Origin of the sequence: Clostridium sp. Marseille-Q2269, from assembly GCF_943736985.1 — a bacterium.
Classification (GTDB): Bacteria; Bacillota; Clostridia; order Clostridiales; family Clostridiaceae; genus Clostridium_F.
In genome coordinates this window covers 562,331-584,897 of the sequence record NZ_CALSFS010000001.1, presented here as the reverse complement: position 1 = coordinate 584,897, position 22,567 = coordinate 562,331, and the positions used below count along the sequence as shown (strand labels likewise).

The 22,567-nt window shown below is 27.9% G+C and carries 21 protein-coding genes and 1 pseudogene; all 22 read left to right on the top strand.

Annotated features, from left to right (window positions below; all coding sequences use genetic code 11):
- The first annotated feature begins 20 nt into the window (after nucleotides 1-20).
- The 22 genes and pseudogenes from NGI68_RS02585 to NGI68_RS02485 all read left to right on the top strand — a co-directional run bounded on the left by NGI68_RS02585 (nucleotide 21) and on the right by NGI68_RS02485 (nucleotide 22,311).
- The gene (locus NGI68_RS02585; protein ID WP_251859922.1) at nucleotides 21-929 is read left to right on the top strand and encodes a hydroxymethylglutaryl-CoA lyase; all 909 of its coding nucleotides are present in this window, start codon (nucleotides 21-23) and stop codon (nucleotides 927-929) included.
- Between the two features lie 23 nt (nucleotides 930-952).
- Complete coding sequence (locus NGI68_RS02580) at nucleotides 953-1,951, top strand: DMT family transporter (protein ID WP_251859921.1); 999 nt, start codon at nucleotides 953-955, stop codon at nucleotides 1,949-1,951.
- Nucleotides 1,952-2,634: 683 nt separating this feature from the next.
- A complete protein-coding gene (locus NGI68_RS02575) occupies nucleotides 2,635-3,498 on the top strand; it encodes an FAD binding domain-containing protein (protein WP_251859920.1) in 864 nt (287 codons plus the stop codon).
- A gap of 18 nt (nucleotides 3,499-3,516) precedes the next feature.
- Nucleotides 3,517-4,038 carry a (2Fe-2S)-binding protein gene (locus NGI68_RS02570; RefSeq protein WP_251859919.1) on the top strand — a complete coding sequence of 174 codons (522 nt, stop codon included), beginning with the start codon at nucleotides 3,517-3,519 and terminating at the stop codon, nucleotides 4,036-4,038.
- 1 nt (nucleotide 4,039) lies between these two features.
- On the top strand, nucleotides 4,040-5,308 hold the full coding sequence (locus NGI68_RS02565) for a xanthine dehydrogenase family protein molybdopterin-binding subunit (protein WP_251859918.1): 1,269 nt from the start codon (nucleotides 4,040-4,042) through the stop codon (nucleotides 5,306-5,308).
- Nucleotides 5,308-6,288 (top strand): xanthine dehydrogenase family protein molybdopterin-binding subunit, encoded by a 981-nt coding sequence (locus NGI68_RS02560; protein WP_251859917.1) that lies wholly within the window; start codon nucleotides 5,308-5,310, stop codon nucleotides 6,286-6,288. Before NGI68_RS02565 ends, NGI68_RS02560 begins: the two co-directional genes overlap by 1 nt.
- A 278-nt stretch (nucleotides 6,289-6,566) precedes the next feature.
- Nucleotides 6,567-7,313, top strand: coding sequence for a LytR/AlgR family response regulator transcription factor (locus NGI68_RS02555; protein ID WP_251859916.1), 747 nt, complete (start codon nucleotides 6,567-6,569; stop codon nucleotides 7,311-7,313).
- Between the two features lie 44 nt (nucleotides 7,314-7,357).
- A complete protein-coding gene (locus tag NGI68_RS02550) occupies nucleotides 7,358-8,617 on the top strand; it encodes a sensor histidine kinase (protein WP_251859915.1) in 1,260 nt (419 codons plus the stop codon).
- A 501-nt stretch (nucleotides 8,618-9,118) separates the two neighbouring features.
- Nucleotides 9,119-9,472: an aerolysin family beta-barrel pore-forming toxin gene (locus tag NGI68_RS02545; protein WP_251859914.1), complete on the top strand. Its 354-nt coding sequence runs from the start codon at nucleotides 9,119-9,121 to the stop codon at nucleotides 9,470-9,472.
- Complete coding sequence (locus NGI68_RS02540; protein ID WP_251859913.1) at nucleotides 9,438-9,944, top strand: aerolysin family beta-barrel pore-forming toxin; 507 nt, start codon at nucleotides 9,438-9,440, stop codon at nucleotides 9,942-9,944. The genes NGI68_RS02545 and NGI68_RS02540 overlap by 35 nt, the downstream gene beginning before the upstream one ends.
- A pseudogene (locus NGI68_RS17025) lies at nucleotides 9,925-10,273 on the top strand (aerolysin family beta-barrel pore-forming toxin); the annotation flags it as partial. The gene NGI68_RS02540 and the pseudogene NGI68_RS17025, both read left to right, overlap by 20 nt.
- Nucleotides 10,274-10,276: 3 nt before the next feature.
- Nucleotides 10,277-11,059: an adenylyl-sulfate kinase gene (locus NGI68_RS02535; RefSeq protein ID WP_353505349.1), complete on the top strand. Its 783-nt coding sequence runs from the start codon at nucleotides 10,277-10,279 to the stop codon at nucleotides 11,057-11,059.
- Nucleotides 11,060-11,334: 275 nt separating this feature from the next.
- Entirely contained in the window at nucleotides 11,335-12,498 is a 1,164-nt protein-coding gene (gene rpsA, locus NGI68_RS02530) for a 30S ribosomal protein S1 (protein ID WP_251859911.1), read from the top strand.
- 363 nt (nucleotides 12,499-12,861) lie between these two features.
- A complete protein-coding gene (locus tag NGI68_RS02525; RefSeq protein WP_251859910.1) occupies nucleotides 12,862-13,281 on the top strand; it encodes an acyl-CoA thioesterase in 420 nt (139 codons plus the stop codon).
- Nucleotides 13,282-13,455: 174 nt separating this feature from the next.
- Nucleotides 13,456-13,872 (top strand): HutP family protein, encoded by a 417-nt coding sequence (locus NGI68_RS02520; protein ID WP_251859909.1) that lies wholly within the window; start codon nucleotides 13,456-13,458, stop codon nucleotides 13,870-13,872.
- Nucleotides 13,873-14,503: 631 nt separating this feature from the next.
- Nucleotides 14,504-15,511, top strand: coding sequence for an ABC transporter substrate-binding protein (locus NGI68_RS02515; protein WP_251859908.1), 1,008 nt, complete (start codon nucleotides 14,504-14,506; stop codon nucleotides 15,509-15,511).
- Nucleotides 15,511-16,416 (top strand): ABC transporter permease, encoded by a 906-nt coding sequence (locus tag NGI68_RS02510; protein ID WP_251859907.1) that lies wholly within the window; start codon nucleotides 15,511-15,513, stop codon nucleotides 16,414-16,416. Before NGI68_RS02515 ends, NGI68_RS02510 begins: the two co-directional genes overlap by 1 nt.
- Nucleotides 16,379-17,173 (top strand): ABC transporter ATP-binding protein, encoded by a 795-nt coding sequence (locus NGI68_RS02505; RefSeq protein WP_251859906.1) that lies wholly within the window; start codon nucleotides 16,379-16,381, stop codon nucleotides 17,171-17,173. The genes NGI68_RS02510 and NGI68_RS02505 overlap by 38 nt, the downstream gene beginning before the upstream one ends.
- 415 nt (nucleotides 17,174-17,588) lie before the next feature.
- Nucleotides 17,589-17,891, top strand: coding sequence for a hypothetical protein (locus NGI68_RS02500; RefSeq protein WP_251859905.1), 303 nt, complete (start codon nucleotides 17,589-17,591; stop codon nucleotides 17,889-17,891).
- 431 nt (nucleotides 17,892-18,322) lie between these two features.
- On the top strand, nucleotides 18,323-19,966 hold the full coding sequence (gene aspD / locus NGI68_RS02495) for an aspartate 4-decarboxylase (RefSeq protein ID WP_251859904.1): 1,644 nt from the start codon (nucleotides 18,323-18,325) through the stop codon (nucleotides 19,964-19,966).
- Nucleotides 19,967-20,296: 330 nt separating this feature from the next.
- Nucleotides 20,297-21,394: a PfkB family carbohydrate kinase gene (locus NGI68_RS02490; RefSeq protein ID WP_251859903.1), complete on the top strand. Its 1,098-nt coding sequence runs from the start codon at nucleotides 20,297-20,299 to the stop codon at nucleotides 21,392-21,394.
- Nucleotides 21,388-22,311, top strand: a complete 924-nt coding sequence (locus NGI68_RS02485; protein WP_251859902.1) for a pseudouridine-5'-phosphate glycosidase — start codon at nucleotides 21,388-21,390, stop codon at nucleotides 22,309-22,311. The genes NGI68_RS02490 and NGI68_RS02485 overlap by 7 nt, the downstream gene beginning before the upstream one ends.
- Nucleotides 22,312-22,567 lie beyond the last annotated feature (256 nt).

Below are 22,567 nucleotides of genomic sequence, written 5' to 3'. Positions count from 1 at the left end.
TAATTGTAGAGGTGTATTATATGGATAATTTCGTTAAAATAGTTGAAGTTGGACCAAGGGATGGCTTTCAAAATGTAAAGGAATTTATACCAACAGAATTTAAGAAAGAAATAATTGATGATTTAATTGAATCTAATATTAAGAAAATACAAATAACATCTTTTGTTAGTCCAAAAGCAATTCCACAATTAAAAGATAGTAAAGAAATAACTAAATATGTTCTTAATAAGTATAAAAATAGTGACGTTGAATTTTTTGCACTAGTTCCTAATTTAAGAGGAGCTAAAGATGCTTATGAAACTGGATTAAAAGAGGTATCTTATGTAATTTCAGTCAGCGAATTACATAATAAAGCTAATGTAAATAAAACAACAGATGAATCATTCAAAGAATTAGAAGAGATAGTAGAAAAATATCCTGATTTAAAAGTTAATCTAGATTTAGCTACAGCATTTGGATGTCCTTTTGAGGGAGAAATAGATGAAAATAAGGCTATAGAATTCATCAAAAGAGCTATTAATATAGGAATTAAAGATTTTAATTTATGTGATACAATAGGCATTTCAAATCCAATTCAAATTGATAGTATTTCAAAAAGGTTATTAGAATTTCAAGATCTAAATTTACATTTTGAACTCCATATACATGATACAAGAAATATGGGTATATTAAATACCATTAAAGCAATAGGCAATGGAATAGTAACAGTACAAACTTCTATTGGAGGACTTGGTGGATGCCCATTTGCACCAGGAGCTTCTGGAAATACATCTACTGAGGATCTAGTATATGTATTAAATGAATTGGGTTATGATACGGGAATAAATTTTGATAAATTATTAGTTTGTGCCAAGAAGATAAAAGAAAAAGTAAAAGGAAATTTTAGTGGACATCAAATGAATATAAAATCAGAAAAATGTATTGTTTAAAATTATAGGTAAGGGGTTTTGATATGAAAAAAAGTATAAATCTTATTATAATTGCCGCATTTTTGTTTAGCACAATGGAAATTGCTATTAAAAATACACATGGTGCTTTTAATCCTATACAGTTAAATTTTTTAAGATTTTTAATTGGAGGATTAGTACTACTTCCACTTGCTATTAAAAGTTTAAAGAAGAATGATAGAAAACTTAATAAATCTGATTTTATTTGGTTTTTATGGACAGGGTTTATTTGTATAATTGTAAGTATGACATTTTTTACATGGGCTATAATTACAAAAGGATCTTCTCCAGCAGTAGTTGCTATTATATTTAGTTGCAATCCATTTTTTACAATGGCTTTGGCAAGCTTGATATTTAAAGAAAGAATTACTAAAGGAATTGCTTTGGGATTAGCTATATGCTTTATAGGAATAGTCTTTATAATTAATCCATCTAAAATAAATCCAACAGCTTTACCAAGTATGATGCTAAGTCTTATAGCAGCTTTTACATTTGCTTTATACAGTATTAGCAGTAAATTTATGATCGTTAGAAAAAAATTAAGTGGATTAACTGTAACATCTTTTACATTTTTAGTAGGAAGTATTGAATTACTTATTTTTATAGGAATATCACATATTAACTTTGTTTCTAATTGGCTAGTTGCTAATGAACTTTCTATTTTTCATTCAATACCAATAATAAAGGGTATTGCTTTAAATAATATTTTATTACTTCTTTATATTTCTATAATTGTATCAGGCATTAGCTTCGGATTACTATTTATAGTTATGGAGAAAACAAATGCTACAATGGCTTCGTTAATGTTCTTTGTAAAGCCAATATTAGCACCAATATTAGCATTTATTATTATAGGTGATACAGCATTGTTTAAGATTAACAATCTGAGTGGCATAATACTTATGCTTATAGGAGCATTCTTAATATTCTCCATTCAAATGAAAGCAAGTAATAAAGTAAAAATAACGGAAAGAAATAAAGTGAAAGTTAGTTTAAATGAATAAATTATTATTTTCTAAAGTATCAACTATGTTGATGCTTTAGAAAATTTATATATAATTACAGCAATTTCAAGACAAAAATATATGGAAAAATGTTCTATTAAGATATAACAGCATTTTTATGTAATAAGATTATACAAATTTCATAATAAAAAAGGGTTTATTGCTAAGATATATTGTTATATTTAGCAGTAAATCCTTTTTGGGTTAATTATAAAATAGTATCTTTTGCAGAATAATATTTGTATTTTGAATATCATAGGTTGTATTTGTGATCCTAAAAACTTATACTAATGATTAAAAAAATAATTCATATTATTTGTTAGACTTTTTATGTACTCAAATATGGTCAAAAGGTATATTGATTTATCAAAAATCATCAAATAACTTATCAATTACTATAAATTCCAATATTGGTATTTGTATAAAAGAAAAGTGTATGGTTAGGTTTAGATAGTCATATTAAATATAACAAAAATAAAATTATATGAAATGTAAAAATATACTATAACTTACCAAGTTAATCGCTAAATATACTTATTATTCAAATATAAAAGTAATATATATGAAGTTTTTCAATTTGATATATTAAAAGTAAAAGTATAGAATAAACTAGAAGTATATTAATAGAATCTTTAATATATTCAAAAAATTATATACATAATTGAATATGAGGGGGAATAATAGTGGATTTAAAAGAGGTGTACAAGGTTCATAGGATTAATGAAGCCTTAGAAATTCTTGAAAATTACAAAGAGAAATCTAAAGTTTTAGCTGGAGGCACAGATTTAGTTATAGAAATAAAGGAAAGAAAATTAAATAGAAGTGTTCTTATAGATATATCTAGTATACATGAGATGAAATTTATAAGACAGCAGGGAGAATTTATAGAGATAGGAGCATGTACTACATTTACAGAAATATCAAACGATGAAATTATAAAACTTAAAGCTAAAGGACTTAGTGATGCTGCAAGATCGGTAGGTTCTCCTCAAATAAGAAATAGAGGGACTATAGGTGGAAACATTTGTAATGGGTCTCCAGCAGCTGATACAGTACCACCACTCTTAGCACTAGATGCTATTTGTTTAATTAGAACTAAAGATAATTATAGAGAAATTAAACTTAAGGATATTTATTTAGATAAGGGAAAAGTAGATTTAAAGGATAATGAAATGCTTTATTCTGTAAAGTTTAAAACTCCTTCAAATAATCAGCACCTTGGTTTCAGTAAATTAGGACTTAGAAAGGCTTTAGCTATATCTAGAATATCTTGTTCTATTTTTATAGAAGCTGATGAAAAGGATTACTGCAGATGCATAAGAATTGGAAGTGGAGCGATATCTAAAGCACCTAGTAGAGAATATGAATTAGAAAGGGTTTTAAATGGGCAAAAAATAGATAATAAATTTATAGAAAAAGGATGCTTTTTATTTGAAAATGTTGTTGAGGAAAGATTAAAAGGAAGAAGCTCTATGGAATTTAAAAGAGAAGCTATAAAGGGAGTCTTTAAAGATGCTTTAATAAAAGCAGTACATATTTCAAAGTAATTAAAGGTGGTTAAGAATATGAAAAGTATAAATTTAATAGTTAATAAAAGACCTTATAATGTTGATATAGAAGAGGATTTGAGACTTTTGGATCTTTTAAGAGATAAATTAAAATTAACGGGAACTAAAGAAGGATGCAGCGAAGGAGAATGCGGTGCATGTACTGTTATAATGGATGGAATTTTAGTAGATTCATGCCTCATCATGGCATTTCAGGCAGATGGAAAAGAAATTGTTACTATAGAAGGAGTAGCAAATGGGGATGAGATAAATCCTATACAAAAGGCTTTTTTAGATGTAGGAGCAATTCAATGTGGATTTTGTACTCCTGGAATGATATTAGCAGCAAAGTCTATACTAGATAGAGAACCCAATCCCAGTAGGGAAACTATAAGGGAAGGAATTTCAGGTAATCTATGTAGGTGTACAGGCTACAGTAAAATAGTTGATGCTGTAGAAATTGCAGCTAAATACTTAAATAATGATTTAGATGGAGCAAAGAACATTGCTTCCCAATATGAACATAAGGAGGATAAATAATATGGCCTATGATGTAATCGGTAAAAGTATATTAAGGGTTGATGGTCTAGCAAAGGTTACAGGAAAAGCAGTATATCCTCAAGATATATATATGGAAGATATGGTTTATGGTAAAACTTTTAGATCTACTAAAGCTCATGCTAATATAAAAGTAGATATATCTAAGGCAGAAAAATTAGATGGAGTTTTAAAAGTATTTACAGCTAAAGATGTTAAAGGTGAAAATCATCATGGGGTTTTATTTAAAGATCACCAAGTTTTTTGTGCTAAAAAGGTTAGAAGAATAGGGGATCCTATAGCTTTTGTTGTTGCAGAAAGTGAGAAAAGAGCACAAGATGCCTTAGATTTAATACAAGTACAGTATGAAGAATTAGAAGCTGTATTCGACCCAGAAGAAGCTATGAAGGAAGATTCACCAAAGATTCATGACAATGAAAGTAATATTATCTACCATTATAAGATAAGAAAGGGCAAAGATATAGATGAAGCTTTTAAAGAGTGTGATGTAGTTGTAGAAAATACATATAAGACATCGATGACAGATCATGCTTTTATACAACCGGAAGCTGGAGTTTCTTACGTAGATGAGGGTGGAACAGTAGTTGTATGTGTTGCTACCCAATATCCTCATTTTGACCAAATTGAGGTAGCTGAGGCATTAGGAGTTGATAAAGAAAAGGTTAGAATTATAAATCCTGCTGTTGGAGGAGCTTTTGGAGGTAGAGAAGATATAACTCTTCAAATACATATAGCTATAGCTGCTTCATATCTTAAGAAACCTATAAAAACTATATATTCAAGAGAAGAATCTTTTATAGCTCATTCTAAAAGACATCCTGTAACTATGCATGTTAAAACGGGAGCTAAAAAAGACGGTACACTTCATGCAATGGAAGCCAGAATTATTGGAGACTCAGGTGCATACGCTTCATGGGCCATAAATGTTTTAAGGAAAACAGGAGTACATATATCAGGGCCATATGTTATAAAAAATGTAAAAGTTGATAGCATTGCTGTGTACACAAATAATCCTTTTACAGGAGCTATGAGAGGTTTTGGAGCTGCTCAAGCACCAATAGCTTATGAAAGTCAGATGGATTCATTAGCAGAGAAACTTAATATGAGCCCTTTAGAAATAAGACTTAAAAATGCTTTTAGACATGGATGTGAAACCGCAACAGGACAGATTCTTACAGAAAGTATTCCTATAGTTAAATGCTTAGAGGCTGTTTCAAAAGCTATGAATCTTAAAGAGGATGGTGATCGATAATGAAAAAAAGGGGAGTAGGCATAGGAAGTACATTTTATGGAACAGGATATGGTAACGGGTTTCCTGATGTATCTAAAGCTATAGCTGAACTTGAAGAAGATGGGAAAGTAAATATATACGTAGGCGCAACAGAAGTTGGGCAAGGTGCTAAAACTATAATGAGCCAAATACCAGCAGAAGTTCTAGGACTCAAAGTTTCTGATATAGTTTTTATAAATGAAGATACTAAAATAACTCCAGATTCTGGTACAGCAGCTGCAAGTAGACAAACGTATAATACTGGTAATGCTATAAAACTTGCAGCAGAAGAACTTAGGAAGGAATTAACAAAGATAGCAGCAAAAAATCTTAACTTAAATAATAACATAGCATTAGAATTTAAAGACGGGGAAATATGTTTAAAGACTTTTCCATCTAAGAAAATAAGTATTAAAGATATTGCAAAGATTCATGGGAAAATAAGAAAGGAAGGTGAATTTGTTGCACAAACTGTACAGATGGATACAGAAACAGGACAAGGAGCTCCTTATTGGCCTTATACATTTAGTGCATGTGAAGTGGAAGTAGAAGTTGATACTGACACAGGAAGAGTTGATGTTATCAGAGCGGCTCATGGACAAGATGTAGGTAGGGCACTAAATCCATTACTCATAGAAGGGCAAATGGATGGAGGATTCGCCATGGGAATGGGTTATGCAATATTCGAAGATATAGGACTAAAAAATGGGAAAATGAAAAATAATAGATTTACAAATTATATATTACCTACAGCCATGGATGTTCCAGATGTTCAAAATATAATAATAGAGGATCCAGAGTCTACAGCACCTTTTGGAGCAAAGGGAATAGGAGAACCTACTATGGTTTCAGTGGCTCCAGCTATATTAAATGCAATATACAATGCTGTAGGGGTAAGAGTTACAGAAATACCGGTGACTCCGGAAAAGCTTTTAAAGGCTATGAAGAAATTAGACCTCTAATTTCTAACTATAGAAGATTGCTAAAAAAACATGGTTTATCTATATTTAAAGCATACTACAAAATTATAATATCTTAATTATGTGTATAGTCCCTTATTTAGGGGCTATATTTTTTCCTTTAAATAGCTTTTTAATAGTATATATATTGATATTATATAAAATATAAAAAATATGAATTACACGGAAAATTTGTTATAATAATTATAAATATATTAAATATTTCATTAAAGGTATAAACGTTAATATGTAGAAATTATATTTAAGAAGGTGATAAAATTATGCTTAATATCTTAGTAGTAGAAGACAGCGAAACTCAAAGGAAAAGTCTAGTAAAAGTGCTTAAAAACATGAAAAAAGAGTTTAATATATTAGAAGCTTCAACAGTTGAAGAGGGGTTGAAAATATCAAAAATAAGTAATATAAGTCTCTTCTATATAGATATTGGTTTGGGAAAAAATTCAGGAATAGATCTGGCTATTCAAATTAGAGAAATGCATCAGTATAAGTTAACTTGGATTATTTTTCTTACCACTCATATAAGTTATATACTAGAAGCCTTTACTAAGACACACTGTTATGACTATATTATAAAGCGTTATGATGCAGAAAAAATTAAAGAAATAACATTATTACTTACAGAAAATGAAAAATTGAATATGGTAAATAATACTATAGAAATAAAATATGCCATGTTTAATATAGGAGGGATATGGTTAAAAGTAGCATTAGATGAAATTATTTTTATAGAGGTTTTTGGCCGAACAAGCTATTTACATACAGTCAAACAGGTTTATAAATTAAACTATACTCCTCTTAAAAAGATAATAGAGATTTTAAAAGAAGGAAATTTTATGCAATGCCATAGATCCTATGTTATAAATTTAGATAAAGTAAAAAGTTTTGATAAAATTAGTGATTCATTGATGATCTATTTTCAGAACTATAAAGATGGAGTTAGTGTAGGAAAAATGTATAAAAAAAAGATAGAAGAATTTTTCAAAAGTAACATGAAAGGCTTATTTTAAGAACTTTAAGAATACTTATATTTTTATCCAATATAGGAGGTAAAATGTGGAGTGTTAAAAATTATATAACCATAGCCATGGAGACTAGTGGTTTTGCAGTATTATTTTGGTTAATAAATAAAGATGATAGGAAAAGATTAATAAGTAAAGCTTTAATTATTTTAATTATAGCTGGGATATTTACTTTAACAGGTTGTATGAATGAATATAGTAGATTATTTATAAATTACTGTATAGGAATTATAGGTGGAAAAGTAATATTTAAAAAATCTTTTAGAGAAACTTTAATCAATGTATTTATAGCTATGTCAATAGGACTATCTCTTCAATTAGAAATTATGCTTACTACAAAATTTTTAAATACAGATATTTTTACTAGTGAGAGCTTTATAGAGAATATTAGTTTTAACTTTATATTTATATTATTATGTGTGTTGGTATATGTATTTAATCCAATTAAGTCTTACTATAAATATAAAGAAGAATTAAGTAAAAAGTTGTTCTTTCCAATTATTTTGATTATATATAGTATTAGCTTGGAAATTTATTGGAATAAAACAGGGAATATATCACGTGCTAGTATTTATATTTTTGTTCTAATAATAGGATTAATATTATTTTTAAATATAAAATTTATGATATACAATATAAAATTAAAAGACAAAGAAAAGATTATTGAAATGCATAGCATGTATAGCCCTATTATTTTAAATTTAATAGATGAAGTAAGACAAAGACAGCATGATTTTAAAAATCATATAACTACAATTTATGGACTTTCTCAAACATTAGAAGAAAATATTCTTAAACGTGAAGTTATGGAGTATATTGAAAAATTAAATTTTTCATTTAATAGCGTAGAGAATTTTATTTACTTAGATAATAAGGCTATATGTGCTATTTTATATAGCAAGACCTGTGAAGCAAAAGATAAAAATATTGATTTTATTTGTGATATTAAAGATAAGAAACTAAATCTTCCCTTAAAAGAATACGAGATTTCAGAAGTTCTTAGTAATCTAATTGATAATGCATTTGAGGAGACTTTAAACTTTGAAAGTAATAGAAAAGTATATTTAACAATTGATACTATAAAGAACAATCCTTATATAGAAATAAAGAATATGAGTAGACCAATATCTTCTGAGCATATAAGAAAAATTTTTGATAAAGGGTTTTCCACAAAAGCTAAGGAAGGTAGAGGGTATGGTTTATATAATGTTAAAAAAATAGCTAACTTTTATAATGGTAAAATTGAATTATCATACGAAGATGGATATGTTATATTTAAAGTTATATTTTAGATATTAAACTGTAATAAATATTATTATGGTGTAAATTATATGAGCTATATACTAATGAGATAATTAATATTAAATATCATAAACATAATTCACCATTAAAAAGTACATATTTACCATTAAATTTTGACATGAAAGGCCCAAATTTAGTTATAAAAGAAAGGAATTTAAATCTTTTATAACGATAAATTTGACTTTCATGTCTTTTTTATTGATTTAATATTTTAAAAAAATATAATGAACTTATAGTGAAATTTATCACAAATTCATAACAAAATTGCAACAAATATTTAACATTTAATTTTAAAGTAAGATTGAATAAATTATATTCTAAGCACATGAAAGTAATAGTTTTAAAAATGGCTTAATTAGCTATATAAAACTGTTAACCTATAAATCAAAGCAAAAAGGAGGTTTTATAAAAGAAGCGGGAAAGAGTTTCAGAAAATAAATATGTATTCAAAATGTTAGGTACAACTCAAAATTAAGATGGGGGGGATAAAAATGATTAATTTAAAAAAGTTGCTTAAACCTATTTCTCTTAGTTTACTATTATTAGGAACGCAGCTTGTATCTCCGGTGTATAATCAAGTAGCTCATGCCGCTACAAATGATTTAATACAACAAGAACCTAAAATATATGCATTCAATGATGAAGAAGAGCTAAAGGCAAAGATTTTTAACGATCCTAATTTTATTAAAAAATATGCCACTCTTGGCGATAGACTAGGATTTGGATGGTGTGGAGGTACTAGGTCTCAATATGTAGGAGAGGATTTTGATTTTTATAAGTCAGGAGATAGCTATGTTTTAAAAGGTCATTATGATCCAAATGACCCCCTATGCAGATGGATATAGGGCTAGTGAAACATTAAAAATGACAATTTCTAACGTAAAATTCTATATAGATCCTAAGACTCTAGTTACAGGAGAAACAAAAATTACAGAAATGAAAGAGGCAATAGCAGGGAATGCTAACTTAGATAACTTAGGACCAACTACCGATAAAGTTACATCAAAGCTTAGTTATCAGTTGAATACAACAACTTCCCATGCTTCTACTTATAAATTTGCAGAGGGCCTTGGAATAAAGGAGACTTTTAAATTTAACGGAGGACTGCCAGGGATAGCATCAACAGAAAAAAGTACAGAATTAAGCTTTACTTTCACAGCAGAACAAGGATGGACAGACACTGAACAAAAAACAGTATCAAATACTTTTGAAACAGCTTATACTGGAGATGTTCCTGCAAATAGTAGAAGACACTTACAGTTAATAGCAGTAACTAATAAAGCAGAAATACCATATAATGCAAAAAAATTATGTTGATTATACTATTACTTTTGAAGGATTCTTGAGACATGGAGGTAATGCTAGACCAGATCATACTAAAGATAGGCCTACAATTTGGTAAAGCAGGTCAAAAGAGTGCTGCAGAGGATATAGTAGATCAATATATTCATAGAAATATACCAGGATATTCATATTGGGATTGGAATTGGATGATAAATCAATATGGAGCCGATGCAGTAAGATGGAATTTAGGTGATTGTTCAAACAAATTAGGTGCAGTACAAAAAGGTGTTTTCAAATTTGATAATGCTAGCACTATGAATATTAGGGCAGAAGCGCCTACAGCTATCCCAGTTAATACAAGTAATATGCAAGCTTCTTCTAGAACTTTAAGATCTATACAAGAGAGATCTTTGGAGCCAGTAGCTAGTGCTTTAGTGGCAGCAGAGCCAAATGCTTCAACATCAAATACAGTAATTAATAATTTTGTAGATAATAAGCTTCCACAAGTTATAATTGATGATTTGGATATAAGTGGTGGTGGAATTATATCAGGAGTAGAAGATTCATTAACAAGAAATATAAAAGATATAAAAAGCAAAAATATATCTATAAGAAAAAGGTTAGTAACTAAAAAAGATAGAGAAAAGAGTTTAAATCAAAAAGGAATAGTAATATGGCTTACTGGAATGCCAGGATGCGGAAAGAATGAAATAGCAGTGAAGCTTGAAAAAAAATTATTTGATCTTGGACGTAAAGTGTATTATATTGATTCTTCTCATGTAAGATTTGGATTAAGTTCTGATTTATCATTTACAGGAAAGGATGCGCACGAACAAACAAGAAGAATTGCAGAAGTTGCTAATATGTTTGCAGATAGCGGAACAATAACAATAGTTACATCTGTAAGTAGATTTAAAGATGATAGGGAATATGCAAGAAATACAATAGGTAAAGAAAATTATATAGAAATATTTGTAGATGCCCCAGAAGATATATGCAAAAAGAGAAATTCAAATGCCTTTAAAGAGGATGGAGATGGATTACTTTCCTATGAAACTTCAGATTACCCGGTTACAGCTTTATATATAAAGGATGCTGAATTTAACTCTGATAAAAAAGTACAAGATATTTTAGATATAATAAAATAAAAATTTTTATTTAAATTATAAAAGTCAATGTTTCTAATAAAAGAACCATTGGCTTTTTATGTCCCTACTAGTATAGTAAATAATTCTATGATGAAATTTAGATTTAGGTTTAGTAGTATAAATAACTATATAATGCTATGAAAATAATATTATTTAAATGTTTACTAAAATCTAAAAATAAAGCATATACTATTTTTATATATGTATATTATTTAAATTATGATAAAATTATATTAATTACATTAGTATAAAAAGAAAAGTAAGGGGTTGTTTTTATGTCAGAAGAAATAACAATGAAAGACATGATGGAAGAAATAAATTCTTCAATGAAAAGAATTCATAAAGGAGAACTATTAAAAGGTAAAGTAATCTCAGTTTCAGATAAAGAAGCAGTATTAAACATAGGCTACATATCTGATGGAATATTACCTAAGAATGAAGTTATAGATAATGAAGATATAAATCTTAAGGATATAGTAAATGAAGATGATATAATCTCCGTTTGCGTATTAGAAGTAAATAATGGTGAAGGAAATGTACTTTTATCTAAGAAGAAAGCAGATGTTATTGAAGCATGGTCAAATTTAGGAAACGCATTTAAAAACCAAGATTTATTAGAAGTTAAGGTAGAAGAAATAATAAAAGGAGGAGCTGTAGCACATATAGAAGGTATAAGAGTATTTATACCAGCTTCTCAAATAGATAACAAATACGTTAAAGATCTAAATGTATTTAAAGGTGAAATGTTAAAAGGAAGAATAATAGAATTAGATAAACAGAAAGGAAAAGTTATTTTTTCTAGTAGAATAGTAAAAGAAGAAAAGCAAGCTAAAAAAAGAGAAGAACTATGGAGTAGTCTAGAAAAAGGACAAAAAATACATGGAGTTGTAAGAAGACTAGAAAAGTTTGGAGCTTTCGTAGATATAGGAGGAATGGATGGATTAGTTCATAATTCACAGCTATCTTGGGGAAGAGTAAATCATCCTTCAGAAGTTGTGTCTAGTGGAGATAAAGTAGAAGTTTATGTTTTAGATTTTGATAAGGAATCTAATAGAATATCATTATCTTTAAAAGATGTTAAAGAAGATCCATGGAATAAAGCAAAGAATAAGTATGCCGTAGGTAGTGTCGTAGAAGGAACTGTAGTTAAATTGTTAAGCTTTGGAGCCTTTGTAGAAGTTGAAAGTGGTATAGAAGGATTAGTTCATATATCAGAAATAACTGATGAAAATATAGCTAAGCCATCAGAAAAATTAAATATAGGTGATAAAGTTAAGGTAAAGGTATTAGAAGTAAACTCAGATGAAAAGAGAATGTCATTAAGTATAAAAGATGCAACAGAAAAACCAAAGGAAGATTTCTCAAAATATGATGATTCTAAAAAAGATGATGTAACTTTAGGAGATTTATTTGGAGATAAATTAAAGGATTTATTTTAAATAGTATAAATATAGTTTTAGATTAACATAAAATCAAGATTTTTTATAAAATAGATGTTAAATAAAATATTTTTATGTACACATTTAATAATTAAAAATGGAAAGCTATAGGGAATAAGAATACTATATTCTATACCTATAGCTTTTTAAAATTATGGTTTAATTTTAGACAGGAATTAAATTTAAAATATAAAATTATAATTAGGAAGGTTAAATGAGGAAAATTATTAAAAAGTAAAGAATTTTTATAAATAGTATGATTAACATGATATATGCATTATAATATAAATAAGTTAAATATAAGTTAAAAACATTTTTATTAATAAATGTAGTTTATTAGATGTATATTAGGAGTGAATAGATATGTATATTAATACAACAGAAACAACAGTTAGATACGTAGAAACAGATCAAATGGGAATAGTGCACCATTCTAATTACTATCCATGGTTTGAAATGGGAAGAACGGAGTTTATAAAAGCTATAGGAATGAAATATACGGATATAGAGAACATGGGAATAATGATGCCTCTAACAGAAAGCCATTGTAAATATATAAAAGCAGCAAAGTATGAAGATGAGATTGTTATAGAAACATATATAGAAAAATTAACACCAGTAAAAATTGTATTTAGTTATAGAATTATAAAAAAAGATAATAATGAGTTATTGGCAAAAGGAGGTACTACCCAAGCCTTTGTAGATAAAGAAAATTTTAAAATAATAAATTTAAAACAATCTAATGAAAATTTATGGAATAGATTCATGGATTTAACCAAATAACTTATTATTAAAATACAATACATATTAAAATTTATTTTTTAAAATATATTAATAATGGTATAATTTACTTACAGTGTATAATTAAAATTTGAAATTTCTATAAAACTTTTCTAATGTGATTATATGGATAAGATATAAAACTTTTATGGGAATTTCATGATAAGGGGTGTTATTGTGAAAGTAGAAAGTGAAAAGGTGGCTAAGGCTTCGGTTAAAATGGCAATTTCATCAAGAGAAGAGGAAAAGATACTAATAGAAAAGTTTAAGTCAAAGGATATTTTAAGTACAGCAGTAGATGTAGGTGGAAACATAAATTCATCTATGAGTAAAATAATAGAAAGGGCACTAGTTGCCTCTAAAAGATGTGGACTTATAAAGGATTGTCATGTAGATGATGGAGCTGTGGTTGGGGCTACAAGAGAAGCACTACTTCAAATTATGGAAAAGGCTAATGGGCTGAATGTAGGTGGGAAAATAGGTATAGCAAGATCAGAAGAACATTTAAGTGTATGCATATTTATGAGTATAGGTCTTTTACATCTAAATGAAGTAGTTATAGGATTGGGACATAGATCAATTCCCAATGATTAAAAGTAATTAAAATAGTTTTAAAAAGATTTAGAAATGAATTTATAATTGAATTCCAATAAATATTGACAATAACATATGATTTATGATATCATTCCTAACTATAAGATTAAAGCAAAACAAAGCTTTAATGTGTAGTGATTAAATTTGTAGGTAAGAAATATAATTATATTATATTTTAAGTATTAGCCTAATATTGTATAGAAGTATAATATTAGTTATGTAGCATGGTAGATTAGTAGTATTAAATATAAGGGTTGTTAAAAGTAAGCTTATATTTGTGTAGTAAAGTATTACGGGTGATATGTTAAATAAAATATTATGTTTATATTTTCATTTGACAATATCAGTACAATAGTCTATTTAGAAAATGTAGTAATTAAGTAGGAAATTTAATGTATAGTAGTAAAATAAATTAAAAAGTATTATTAATGTATGTTAATATAATTTAAAAACAGTAGTATGGTAGTTTATATAGTAGGAGATATGGCGGTCTTTAATTAAAGGCTTTGTTTGAGTACTCTTCTACTGGAAGGGTTTTTTTATTTATGCAAATAAAATATTTACTAATTATTGTTTTTCATTATATTTTGCAAAATAAAATATATAAATTTAAATTTTGGAGGATGGTAGTATGGTAGTAAAAAGAAAAATTTCAATTCTATTAGCACTGATGCTTTCAGTTGCTATCTTTGGAGGTTGCTCAAAAACCTCATCATCAAAAGCTCTTAAGGATAAAGATGTTATAAAAATAGGTATAGCTCAAATTGTGGAGCATCCAGCTTTGGATTTGGCTAAAAAAGGATTTGTGGATAGATTAGCAGAAAAGGGATTTAAGGATGGAAAAAATCTAAAAATAGATTTTCAAAATGCTCAAGGGGATATGGCTACAATTCAAACCATAAATCAAAATTTTGTATCTCAAAAAAATGATATGATATATGCAATAGCCACACCTTCAGTTCAAGCGGCTTTTAATGCCACTAAAAAAATACCTATAGTTATGACAGCTGTTACAGATCCAGTACAAGCAGGAGTTGTAAAATCATTAGACAAATCAGGTACTAATGTAGCTGGTACTTCAGATAAAATATCCATAGAAGAAAACTTTAATTTAATAAAAAAAATATTGCCTGGGAAAAAAACAATAGGAATATTATATAATACTAGTGAAAAGAATTCTGAAATACAGGTTAAAGAAGCAGAGGAAAAGGCTAAGAAATTAGGATTCAAAATTGTTAAAAAAGGTATAACAAATGTTAATGATATTCATCAATCTTTAGCGGCTATATTAAATCAAATTGATGTTATGTTTATCCCTACAGACAATACAGTAGCTTCATCTATGCCATTTATAAGTAATGAATGTAATAAGAAGAATATACCAATAATAGGTTCAGAAAAAGCTCATGTAGAAGGAGGAGCATTAGCTACATCAGGTTTAGATTATTATAATTTAGGAAAAGAATCTGCAGACGTAGCCATAGAAATTATAAATGGAAAAGATCCTAAAGACATGAAAATAAGATTTATGAAAGATACTAAATTATCAATAAATATGGAAGCTGCAAAAAAATTAAATATAAAAATACCAAAAGATATAGAAGATAAGGCTGAAAAGATTAAGGGAGGCCAAAAATAATGGACATCATACTAGGAGTATTAGAACAGGGATTTATATTTTCTATTGTTTGCTTTGGAGTGTATATAACATATAAAATATTAGATTTTCCTGATCTTTCTGTAGATGGTACATTCCCATTGGGAGCAGCAGTTGCAGCCGCTTTCTTGGTAAAGGGTTATAATCCAATTTTAAGCTCTTTAATTGCTCTAATAGCAGGAGCTGTAGCGGGATTAGTAACAGGAGTACTACATGTTAAATTTAAAATAACTAATTTGCTTTCTGGAATATTAGTTATGGTAGGATTATATTCTATTAATTTAAGAATAATGGGAAAATCAAATATACCTTTGTTTAATAAAACACATTTATTTTCAAATACAACAGATCCTATAATTATAATTGCAGTATTTCTTTTAATATGCAAAATTGCCTTAGATCTATTTTTAAAAACCAAAGCAGGATTTATATTAAAAGCAACAGGTGATAATGAACAGTTGGTGTTATCTCTTGGTGTAAATAAAGATTTAGTTAAAATAATGGGATTAATGATATCTAATGGGTTAGTAGCATTAGGTGGAGCTCTAATGGCTCAATATCAAGGATTTTCAGATGTAGGCATGGGAACAGGAATAGTAGTTATGGGTCTTGCATCTGTAATTATAGGAGAATCCTTATTTGGAAGGATAAAAATCTTAAATGCAACTACAAGAGTGTTACTAGGTTCTTTAGTATATAAATTAGCAGTATCAATGGCTTTAACCATGGGGTTAGCTCCTACAGATTTAAAACTTGTAACAGCAGTGATTGTTGTAATAGCTCTAAGCTTAAATAAAAATCCTTTAAAAATAATAAAAAAGCAAAAAGCTAAAGAAGGAGGGATTTTAGATGCTTCAAATAGAAAATCTGTGCAAAGTGTTCAATAAAGACACTGTAAATGAAAATAATTTGTTTGGGGATTTTACTCTAGATGTAAAAGATGGCGAATTTATAACTATAATAGGAAGTAATGGAGCAGGGAAATCCACTCTTTTAAATATAATATCAGGAAGTATAAAACCAGATCAGGGAAAAATAAAGTTAGAGCAAAAGGATATAACTAGTAGAAAGGAATATAAGATTTCAAAATATATAGGTAGGGTATTTCAAGATCCATCTAAAGGTACGGCTCCATCTATGACTATATTAGAAAATATGTCTATGGCAGAAAATAAGGGAAAGAGATTCGGACTTACTTTAGGTATAAATAAAAAGAAAAATTCTAAATTTATAGATATGTTAAAAGAACTGAACTTAGGCTTAGAGGATAAACTAAATGTAACAGTAGGTTCATTATCCGGTGGTCAAAGGCAGGCACTATCATTAATTATGACAGCTATGAATAAGCCTAAAATATTGCTTTTAGACGAGCACACAGCGGCATTGGATCCTAAAACATCTAAAATAATAATAGATATAACAGAGAAAATAATAGAAGAAGAAAAAATTACAGCCTTAATGGTAACCCATGATCTAAACCAAGCCATAAATGTAGGAAATAGATTAATAATGATGCATAAAGGTAATGTGGTTTTAGACATAAAAGGAGAAGAAAAGAAAGTCTTAACAAAAGAAAAAATATTAAAATGTTTTGAAAATCTTAATATAGAAGATGGGCTAAGTGATAGAACCTTACTTTCATAGTTAATTTTAAATAATAAATATAAAAGATACCAAGTGATTATAATGATTTACTCCTTAATAATGGGGCTGTCGCACTAAGAATAAATCCTGCAATATATTGTGTTAAGTTTGAACTTGTAAAACAATATATTGTGATTAAATTCTTTAATGCTACAACCTCATTATTATATTTAAGTGAGTTTTTATAAGTATTACTTTTGTAATCATTTATATGAATTTTATTATTGTTAATCAGTATATTATAAAAAATTATACATATATTTTTGTTGTCACAAAAGCCATGGTGTTTATTGTATTAAGTATTAATAGGTATTATAAAATTTAGCAAAAAACATTTAGGGAATTTAACTTAAAATTTGAAATTAATGGTATAATTAATATAGTTTATAATTTGATTATGAATGGGAGGCTTAATATGCTTAGAGTAATATATATAATTACTTATGCAATAATGTGTTTACTTATGCTCTATTGGTCATACAATTCAATAGTAAAAAAGGAAATAAAAGTTTATGTTGGAGTACATAGAAAGATAACAGATAAAGATAAATTTACTAAATCCCTTGGAATAAATTATTTAATGCTTTCTTTATGTTTTTTATTTTATGCTATATTATTATATTTTGATCAAACTCCTAAGTATCCTATATTTACTATAGCTTTTATTATTCTTCTTATGGCCCCTTTTATGTTAGTAAATAAGTATACAAAGAAATAAAATATGAATTACTTGAAAACTGCTTATTTTTCTTAATAAATTGGCAGTTTTAATATTTTTAAAATTTATCATATTAATAAGACATTCTGATATTTTCTTTGTTAAGTAATACAATTATCCATCAAAGTTTATTTTTCTATAACTTAAGATTATGTTATTTTTATAAATTAATAATTAACTATAATTTACATGCTTTGACACAGAAAATAGCCATAATTATAATGTAAATTAATGAAGTTATAATTTCGAAATCAATAACATTTTGAATGAAATTATTTATATAACAGATAATTTGTACAATATGAACCTAGGGATATATTAACAATACATACTTTTATAGGAATAGTTTTTAAAGACACTGGACAATATAATTTAATAAAAAGATTTTTATTAAAATTTAGCAATTGCATTTGTAAAGGGAGGAATTTTTAATGGATAATCCTAATATTCAACGTATAGAATTAGAACGTATTTATGGAAAGATTAGTCCGTTTGAGCTTAAAAATAAATTAATTAGCCTTGCTAAAGGGGGACAAATAGCAAAAAGTGCCCATGCTCTTTTAGACGCAGGAAGAGGAAATCCAAATTGGACAGCAGCAGCCCCTAGAGAATCATTTTTTACTTTTGGTCAATTTGCAGTAGAGGAAACTCGTAGGGTATGGAATGACGGAGCACTAGCGGGAATGCCTAAAAAAGAAGGCATATATGAAAGATTAAAAGAATACATAAAAAAACATAAAGATGAACCAGGAATAGATCTTTTAAATAATATAGTTGATTATGGTGTAGAGGTGAAAGGTTTTAATAAAGATTGCTTTATATATGAACTGGCAGATGGAATTATTGGAGACAACTATCCAGTTCCAGATAGAATATTAATTCATATAGAAAAATTGGTACGAGATTATCTTATGCAAGAAATGTGTTACAATAAACCACTAAAAGGAAAATTTAATTTGTTTGCAGTAGAAGGAGCTACTGCAGCTATGTGTTATATATTTGATTCTTTAAGAGCTAATGAATTACTTCAAAAAGGAGATAGGATAGCTATTATGACTCCTATATTTACTCCATATCTTGAAATACCTTTAATACCTCGCTATAGTTGTGATGTAGTTAATATTAATGCAAGTGAGACAAATGAAGATGGAACTCATACTTGGCAATATCCTGAAGAAGAATTAGAGAAATTAAGGGACCCAAGTATTAAAGCACTGTTTGTGGTTAATCCTAGTAATCCCCCATCTGTAGCTATAAAACCGGATTCTATAAATAAAATAGTAGAAATTGTAAATCAAAGCAATCCAGATTTAATGATAATTTCTGATGATGTATACGGAACATTTGTAGATGAATTCCGTTCTCTAGTAGCGGATTTGCCGTATAACACAATAGGTGTTTATTCTTTTTCAAAATATTTTGGAGTAACAGGATGGAGACTTGGAACTATTGCCCTTTATGAAGATAATGTATTTGATAAATTAATAAGGCAATTACCAAAGGACAAGAAAGAAGATTTAAGAAAGCGATATGGAGCTCTTTCTACTAATCCAGAGCAAATTCCTTTTATCGATAGGATAGTAGCAGATAGTCGTCAAGTAGCCCTTAATCATACAGCAGGATTATCTACTCCACAACAAGTTCAAATGGCATTCTTTTCTGTGTTTGCTATATTAGATAGGGAAAATAAATATAAACAATTAACACAACAAATATGTAGACGTCGTCAAAAATTATTATATGAAGGATTAGGTATAAAATTTGAAAGACAAGAAGATGATGCTTCATACTATACAGAGTTTGATTTGCTTGAGTGGGCAGATTCTAATTATGGAGAAGAATTTAGTAGTTATTTAGAAAAACAGTATAAACCTGTAGATATACTATTACGATTAGCAGAAAAATCTTCTATAGTTCTATTAGGTGGAGGAGGATTCAATGGGCCAGAGTGGTCTATTAGAATATCACTTGCCAATTTAAATGATGAAGCATATTCTAAAATAGGAAAAGTTCTTCACAATGTATTAGATGAGTATGTAGGGGAATGGAAGAATTATAAATCATCCAAAAAATAAATTGTTGTTAAGATTTAAAGCTTTATAATATATAGGACCAATGGATTTAAATTTAATATATAAATAAAATAAAGATACAGTCAGTAAATAGAATTATTGATTGTATCTTTATTTTAATTTTAACGAGTTGTTTAATTTAAATAGATAATAATAATATTATTATTAATTAGATCTTTAGAATTACATTTAATTGTCCGATGATTTTTAATTTTTGTATAAAAATTAAAAAAATAAATATTGAAAATTATAAGAATTTATGATATCCTTTTCTTAAACAAAAGCTTACTTTATAAGCACTTGTTTAAGAAAAGGTTTTTAGAGGGGATAAATATGACAAATAGAGAAAAAGAAATTTTAGAATTAATAAAAAAAGATCCAATGATATCCCAAAAGGACTTGGCAGAAAAGCTAGGTATAACTAGATCTTCTGCAGCAGTGCACATAGCTAATCTTTTGAAAAAAGGGAATATATTAGGTAAAGGTTATATAGTTTCAAAAGAAGAGGAATATGTTTCTATAATTGGTGGAGCAAATATGGATATACAAGGATTCCCTAATGATCAGTTAATATATAAAGATTCTAATCCAGGAACAAGTAAAATATCCTTGGGTGGAGTAGGCAGAAACATAGGGGAAAACTTAACTAGATTAGGAGTAAATACGAAGCTCATAACCGCTTTAGGGGCGGATATGTATGGAACTAAGATATTAGAAGAAGCGAAACTTATAGGTATGGATATGGAACACTCCATAATAATGAGAGAAAATTCAACATCTACGTATCTTTCAATACTAGATGAAAAGGGAGATATGGTAGTTGCAATAGCTCATATGGATATATTTAATAAAATGCCATTAAGTTTTATTAAAACTAAAAAACATGTTATAGAGAATTCTGGAGTATGCATAATTGATACTAATATACCCCAGGATATTATAGAATATATAGTTAACAATTATACAAATACACAATTCTTTTTAGATACAGTATCTACTACTAAAGCTAAAAAGATAAAAAATATGGTAGGGAAATTTCATACTATTAAGCCTAATAAAATTGAGGCAGAAATGTTATCTGGAATTTCTATAAAAAAAGATAATGACTTAGAAAAAGTATCAGAGTTTTTTTTAGAAAAAGGAGTTAAAAGGGTGTTTATAACTTTAGGTGAAGAAGGGGTTTATTATAATGACGGAAAAGAAAAAGGTAAAATATCTACTCCTAAAGTTAAAGTTATAAATGTAACAGGAGCAGGGGATGCTTTTATGGCGGCTATTGCATATTGTTACTTAAAGGATTTTTCCATAGAAGAAACTGTGAAGTTTTCCATGACAGCTTCCATATTAGCATTGTCCCATGAAGACACTATAAATCCAAACATGTCAGTTTGGAACATAAATAATAAGATGAAGGAGATAGGATTATGTTAGAAAAATATTTAGACATTAATAAAGAAGTATTAGAGGCTTTAAAAGAAAATAAACCAGTAGTGGCACTAGAATCTACTATAATATCTCACGGAATGCCATATCCTAAAAATGTAGAAACTGCATTAAATGTTGAAAAAATAATAAGGGATAAAGGAGCGATACCAGCTACTATAGCAATATTAAATGGTAAATTAAAAGTTGGTTTAACAAAGGATGAAATAGAATATTTAGGTAAAAAAGGTACAGAAGTAATTAAAACTAGTAGAAGGGATATCCCATTTATATTAGCTAAAAAATTAGATGGAGCAACTACAGTAGCATCTACTATGATCATAGCTAGTTTAGCAGGAATAAAAGTATTTGGAACTGGTGGAATAGGTGGAGTTCATAGAGGGGCTCAAGAAACTTTTGATATATCAGCAGATCTTCAAGAATTATCTCATACTGATGTGGCAGTAGTTTGTGCTGGAGCAAAATCTATTTTAGATATAGGTTTAACATTAGAATATTTAGAAACTCAAGGAGTACCAGTAGTAGGATTTGGCACAGAAGAATTACCAGCATTCTATACAAGAAGAAGTGGATTTAAGGTAGACTATAAAGTGGATACACCGAAGGAATTAGCAGAAGCTTTAAAAGCTAAATGGGATTTAGGTCTTCAAGGTGGAATGGTAGTAGCTAATCCAATCCCAGAACAGTACCAAATGGACTATGATGCTATAACAAAAGCTATAAATGATGCAGTTAAAGAATCAGAAGAAAAAGGTATAAAAGGTAAAGAAAGTACACCATTCTTATTAGCTAAAGTAAAAGATATAACTGCAGGAAAGAGTTTAGAAGCTAATATACAATTAGTTTACAATAACGTTGCAGTAGCTTCAGAGTTAGCTATAGAATTATGTAAGCTTAATAAATAAATTAAAATAAAGATTTATAATAAATTTAAAGGGGCTGCGGCATTAAAGAATTTAAGCCAATATATTGTTTTATAGTTTAAAGTTAACACAATATATTGTAGCATTTATTCTTAGTGCCACAGCCACTTTTTTATGCTTTTATTATTATATGATGATATAATCTATAGAAAAGATGAAAACAATAAAGTATTAATTTGTCTGTGAATTTGTACTATTTTAGCATTTAAAAGATCAATTTTTATATAAATTTATACAG